This window comes from Hydrogenophaga sp. 70-12 (assembly GCF_001897365.1).
Classification (GTDB): Bacteria; Pseudomonadota; Gammaproteobacteria; order Burkholderiales; family Burkholderiaceae_C; genus Hydrogenophaga; species Hydrogenophaga borbori.
This window is the reverse complement of record NZ_MKSS01000418.1, coordinates 1-4,944: the sequence shown is the minus strand read 5'-3', so window position 1 is coordinate 4,944 and position 4,944 is coordinate 1. Positions and strand designations below refer to the sequence as shown.

The 4,944-nt window shown below is 73.5% G+C and carries 4 protein-coding genes; 3 read left to right on the top strand and 1 reads right to left on the bottom strand.

The annotated features are described in order from the left end of the window. On the bottom strand, positions 1-1,153 hold a 1,153-nt coding region (locus tag BGO22_RS21740; RefSeq protein WP_286852422.1), incomplete at its 3' end, for a class II fumarate hydratase. 147 nt (positions 1,154-1,300) lie between these two features. On the opposite strand from BGO22_RS21740, the gene BGO22_RS21735 reads away from it, so the two are divergent. The 3 genes from BGO22_RS21735 to BGO22_RS21725 form a co-directional block, all read left to right on the top strand. After that, complete coding sequence (locus tag BGO22_RS21735; protein ID WP_070398038.1) at positions 1,301-2,023, top strand: ABC transporter ATP-binding protein; 723 nt, start codon at positions 1,301-1,303, stop codon at positions 2,021-2,023. A 17-nt stretch (positions 2,024-2,040) separates the two neighbouring features. Continuing rightward, positions 2,041-4,407 carry an ABC transporter permease gene (locus BGO22_RS21730; RefSeq protein WP_070398257.1) on the top strand — a complete coding sequence of 789 codons (2,367 nt, stop codon included), beginning with the start codon at positions 2,041-2,043 and terminating at the stop codon, positions 4,405-4,407. After that, on the top strand, positions 4,404-4,944 hold a 541-nt coding region (locus BGO22_RS21725; protein WP_502686491.1), incomplete at its 3' end, for an efflux RND transporter periplasmic adaptor subunit. The genes BGO22_RS21730 and BGO22_RS21725, both read left to right, overlap by 4 nt.

Here is a 4,944-nt window from a genome sequence, read left to right as displayed (position 1 = left end):
CGCGCACGGCATGTTCCTCGAAGCTGCGCATGCCATCGGCCAGCAGGCGGATGCTCTGCAGCAGGTTGTGCGCCAGCAGCGGCTTGGCGGCGTGCATCTGGAACTGCCCCAGCGTGGCGCCGACGCCGATGCTCACGTCGTTGCCCATCACCTGCGCGCACACCATGAGCAGCGATTCGCACTGCGTGGGGTTGACCTTGCCCGGCATGATGGAACTGCCGGGCTCATTGGCCGGCAGCCGCCATTCACCCAACCCCGGGCTGGCCTCCCAGCGCAGGTCGTCGGCGATCTTGCACAGCGCCAGCGCCAGCCCCCGCAGCGCGCCATGCAGCTGCAGCAGCGCGTCGTGCGCGGCCTGGGCCGCGTAGGGGTTGTCGGCGCGGCGCAGCGGCAGGCCGGTGGCCTCGCTCAAGGCCTCGGCCATGCGCAGGCCGAAGTCGGGGTGGGCGTTGGCGCCGCTGCCCACCGCCGTGCCGCCGATGGCCAGGCCCAGCACCGCGCGCAGCGCCGGCGCCAGCGCGGCCCCAGCCTGATCGAGCTGTGCCACCCAGGCCAGCAGCTCGTCGGCCAGCGTCAGCGGCAGCGCGTGCTGCAGGTGGGTGCGGCCGGTCTTCATCACCCCACGCACGCCCTCGGCCTTGGCGGCGAGCGTGTCGCGCAGGGCGCGCAGCGCCGGTTGCAAGGCGCGCTCCACGCCCAGCAGCGCGGCCAGGTGGATGGCGGTGGGAATGGTGTCGTTGGACGACTGGCCGAGGTTGACCTCGTCGTTCGGGTGCACCGGCCGGCCCAGCAGCGCCGAGGCCCGGTGCGCGATCACCTCGTTCATGTTCATGTTGCTCTGGGTCCCGGAGCCGCTCTGCCACAGCGACAGGGGAAACGCGTTGGGCCAGCGGCCATCCACCACCTCGGCGGCGGCCTGCGCGATGGCATCGGCCACGGGCCGCTCCAGCGTGCCCAGGCTGGCGTTCACGCGCGCCGCGCAGCGCTTGATGAGCGCCAGCGCGTGCAGCAGCTCGGGCGGCATCTTCTCGGTGGAAATGGCGAAGTGGCCGATGGCCCGCTGCGTCTGCGCGCCCCAGGGGGCGTCGGCGGGGATCTGGATCTCGCCCCAGGCATCGTGTTCGGTGCGGGGCGAAGGCGAAGGTGGGTTCATGGCGTCGTCCTGGCATCGGGTGGCCGTTTTGGCGACCGTGGGGCGACCGGCAAGCGGTGTGCCCATCGGCCCCCGGTCCGCCAGCTTGAGGCCCGCGCTTGACGTTCGTCAAGCGGCCGGGCCCGCCCCCATGCTGCAATCCCTGGCATGCCCGCCACGCCTGTCTTTTCCGCGCGCGCCCTCACCAAGGTGTACGGCGAAGGCCCCACCGCGGTGCACGCCCTGCGCGGCGTCGACCTGGACGTCATGCCGGGCGAGTTCGTCGTGCTGCTCGGGGCCTCGGGCAGCGGCAAGAGCACGCTGCTCAACATCCTGGGCGGACTCGACTCCCCCTCGGGCGGCTCGGCGCGCTGGACGCACGCTGGCGAGACCCACGAGCTGGCGGGCGCCAGCGACGCCGAGCTCACGCGCTACCGGCGCGAGCACGTGGGCTTCGTGTTCCAGTTCTACAACCTCATCGCCAGCCTCACCGCGCGCGAGAACGTGGCCCTGGTGACCGACCTCGCCACCGACCCCATGGCGCCCGAGGAAGCGCTCGCGCTCGTGGGCCTGGAAGGGCGTCTGGACCATTTCGCGTCCCAGCTCTCCGGCGGCGAGCAGCAGCGCGTGGCCATCGCGCGCGCCATCGCCAAGCGCCCCGAGGTACTGCTGTGCGACGAGCCCACCGGCGCGCTGGACTGCGCCACCGGCGTGCGCGTGCTGGAAGCCATCGAGCGGGTGAACCGCGAACTGGGCACCACCACCGTGGTCATCACACACAACGCGCCCATCGCGCAGATGGCCGATCGCGTCTTGCGCCTGGCCGACGGGCGCATCGCCTCGGTGCAGGCCAACCCGAGCAAGCTCGCCGCCGCGGCGCTGAGCTGGTGACCAGCGAGGCCGGGCCCATGCGCGCACTGAACATCAAGCTGGGCCGCGACCTGTGGCGCCTGCGCGCCCAGGTGCTGACCATCGCCATGGTGGTGGCCATCGGCGTGGGCGGCTTCGTCGGCCTGTTCTCGGTGCACGCGTCCCTGCTGGACGCGCGCGACCGGTTCTACGCCAGCCACCGCCTGGCCGACGTGTTCGTCGCGCTCAAGCGCGCGCCGCTGGCGCTGCGCGAGCGCATCGCCGCCCTGCCCGGCGTGGCCGAGGTGAAGACCGGCCTGGCCTTCGACGCGCGCGTCGACCTGGGCGACCCCGGCCCGCCCGTGACGGGCCGCTTCGTGGCGCTGGACCTGGCGCGCGTGCAGCGCGGCGAACAGGGGCTCAACGCCTTGCGGCTGCGCGAGGGGCGCTGGCCCGAGGCGGGCACCACCCTGGAAGCGCTGGTGAGCGAGGCCTTTGCCAAGGCGCGCGGCCTCAAGCCCGGCGACAGCGCGCGGGCCGTGCTCAACGGCCGGCAGCAGACGGTGCGCATCGTCGGCCTGGCGATCTCGCCCGAGTACGTGTTCGCCTCCGGCGGCGCCGCGCCCGACGAGCGCAGCTTCGGCATCTGGTGGACCGACGCGCGCCGCCTGGGCGAGCTGCTGGACCTGCAAGGCGCCTTCAACCAGGCCGCGCTGCGGCTGGACAGCGGCGCCTCCAGCGAGGCCGTCATCGACGCGCTGGACCGCCTGCTCGAACCCTATGGCTCGCTGGGCGCGGTGGCGCGCGCCGACCAGCTCTCGGCGCGCGTGGTGGACGACGAACTCGACCAGCTGCGCGTGATGGGCACGGTGCTGCCCGCCATCTTTCTTGGCGTGGCGATGTTCATCCTCAATGGCGTGTTGGCGCGCCAGGTGGCCACGCAGCGCCCGCAGATCGCCGCGCTCAAGGCCCTGGGCTACGACGACGCGGTCATCGGCAGGCATTACCTGCAGCTGGCGCTGGTGGTGGCTGGCCTGGGCGTGCTCGGCGGGCTGCTGCTCAGCGCCGTCATCGGCCGGCTCATGCTGGGCCTGTACGAGCCGGTGTTCCGCTTCGATGCCCTGGCCTACCGCACCACGGCCGCCGCCGTGGGCGTGTCGGTGCTGCTGTCGCTGCTGGCGGCCGGCCTGGGCACCTGGGCCTCGATCCGCGCCGTGGTGCGGCTGCGCCCGGCCCAGGCCATGCTGCCGCCGGCACCGCCGCACTACCGGCGCACGCTGCTGGAGCGCCTGGCGGGCCGGCGCGTGCGCGCCGCGCCGCTGCTGGTACTGCGCGACGTGCAGCACCGGCCCTGGCGTACCGCCTTCACCATCGGCGGCGTGGCCATGGCCATGGCGCTGCAGATCTCGGGCGCCTTCTGGCTCGACGCCATCGCCCACATCGTGGACGTGCAGTTCCGCCAGGTGCAGCCCGGCAACGTGGCGCTGCAGTTCGAGCCGCGCGCGCCCGAGGGCGTGCTGCACGAGTTGCGCCGCCTGCCCGGCGTGCTGCAGGCCGAGGGCTACCGCAACGAGGCCGTGCGCGTGCACCACGGCGCGCGCTGGAAAGACGCCAGCGTCGGCGGCATGCCGCCGGGGGCGCGGCTGCTGCGCGTGGTGGACGATCCGCTCGGCGCGGTGGAACTGCCCGACGAGGGCCTCGTGCTGTCGCACCTGCTCGCGCGCGCCCTGGACGCGCGCGTGGGCGACACCGTGACGGTGGTGTTTCGCACCGGCCACCGGCGCCAGGTCGACCTGCCCGTGGTGGCCGAGGTGCACGCCCTCATGGGCCAGCAGGCCTACATGCGCCTGTCCACCCTGCAGCGCCTCACGCGCGATGGCGCGGGCCTGTCGCAAGCGGTGCTGCAGGTGGACCCGGCCTCGATGCCGGCGTTCTGGTCGGCCGTGAAGGCCGCGCCCTCGATCGGCGGGGTGTTCGACAAGCGCTCGGTCCAACAGACCTTCGACGAGCGCACCCAGCACAACATGGGGGCCTTCAGCGCCATCCTCACGCTGTTCGCCATCGCCATGGCGGTGGGCATCACCTACAACGCCGCGCGCATCGCGCTGTCCGAACGCGCCTGGGACCTGGCCAGCCTGCGCGTGCTGGGCATGACGCGCGCCGAGGTCTCGGTGCTGCTGCTGGGCCAGCTCGCCGTGGAGCTGCTGCTGGCGCTGCCGCTGGGCCTGCTCGCGGGGCGCGCGCTGGCCGGCCTGCTCATGCGCCTCATGTCATCGGACAACATCGACTTTCCCGTGATCATCGCGCCGTCCACCTACGCGTGGGCGGCGCTCATCGTGCTGGCCGCGGGCGCGGCCAGTGCCCTGCTCGTGCGCCGCCACGTCGATCGGCTCGACCTGGTGGCTGTTCTGAAGGTGCGCGAATGAACGACGACACAACCCCGCGCAGGCGCCGCGTGCGCCTCATCACCGCCGCCACGGCCGTGGCCCTGGCCATCGCCGCCCTGCTCGCCTGGGCCTTGCGGCCCGCGGCCTTGCCGGTGGAGATCGCCACCGTGCAGCGCGGCGACTTCGAGCAAGCCATCGAGGAGGACGGCGTGCTGCGCCTGCTGCAGCGCTACACCGTGGCGGCACCCACCGCCGGCGAGCTGCTGCGGCCCGGCCTGAAGGTGGGCGACACCGTCGCCGAGGGTGAGCCGCTGGCCGTGCTGCGGCCCGCGGCGCCATCGATGATCGACAGCCGCACGCGCGAGGTCTTGCGCCAGCGCGTGGGCAGCGCCGAGGCCGCTCTGGCGGCCACGCGGGCGCAGGCTGCGCGCTCGCAGGCCGCCCTGGCCCAGGCCGAGCTGGACGCTCGGCGCAGCGAGGAACTGGCGCGCGCGCAGTTCGTGGCGCCGTCGGCGCGCGAACAGGCCCAGCTCAACCTCACGGCGGCGCGCCAGGCCCTGGCCGGTGCGCAGGCCG

Coding starts and splice junctions, on each gene's coding strand:
- BGO22_RS21730 (WP_070398257.1), top strand. CDS start 2,041: ATGCGCGCACTGAACATCAAGCTGGGCCGCGACCTGTGGCGCCTGCGC.
- BGO22_RS21735 (WP_070398038.1), top strand. CDS start 1,301: ATGCCCGCCACGCCTGTCTTTTCCGCGCGCGCCCTCACCAAGGTGTAC.